Origin of the sequence: Noviherbaspirillum album (assembly GCF_035916955.1) — a bacterium.
Lineage (GTDB): Bacteria > Pseudomonadota > Gammaproteobacteria > Burkholderiales > Burkholderiaceae_D > Noviherbaspirillum > Noviherbaspirillum album.
In genome coordinates, this window is the sequence record NZ_JAWIIV010000142.1 from 1 (window position 1) to 609 (window position 609).

The window sequence follows — 609 nt, forward strand, 5'->3', positions numbered from 1 at the left end:
CGCTCGTACGATGGCGCCGAGGTCGGCCAGCCCATGGATTTGAGCATCGAGTAGGCCGTGAACGACACTTCATGGCCCAGCGGCTGGCTGCGCGCCAGGTGCACCAGGTTCAGGAACACGTCTTCGTCGTCCTGGCGCAGCTCTTCGCCGGTGTAGAAGATTTCCACGCCCTTGACCGAGGTGATCGGGCGCTCCTTGAGATGCTGGCGCGGCTCGTTCTGGCGCGCCACGCTGAACAGCGCCGAGCGCGCCAGCGGATTGGGCAGCCCGCGCACCTGGTTTTCCCACAGGGGCAGCTGGGCGATGAGGGCTTGTTCGACATTGCGCCGCAGCGCATCGTCGTCGGCTTCCAGGCTCAGCTGGGTCATGGCTGCGCTGCGCGCCGGGCTCCTGCGCTTGGTGGCAAGGGTTTCCTCGATGCGCTGCAGTGCGTCGCTGAGCGGCTTGTGCTTGATCCCGGTGGCCGGCATGCTGGTTGATCCCTGGTTGGTATGGGTGAGGAAGTTACCATGGGATTTATCGTTTTCTGAGCGTGGCGGCTCGTCGTTGCAGCGTTGAAACACGTTTGTCGAGCGTGGGTTGGGGAACTGATTCTGTGGACAAGTGGCG

The 609-nt window shown here is 63.7% G+C and carries 1 protein-coding gene; it reads right to left on the reverse strand.

The window, feature by feature from the left end; genetic code table 11:
- The coding region (gene trfA / locus RY831_RS33120; protein WP_326510520.1) for a plasmid replication initiator TrfA at positions 1-470 on the reverse strand (470 nt) is incomplete at its 3' end.
- Between the last annotated feature and the right edge of the window lie 139 nt (positions 471-609).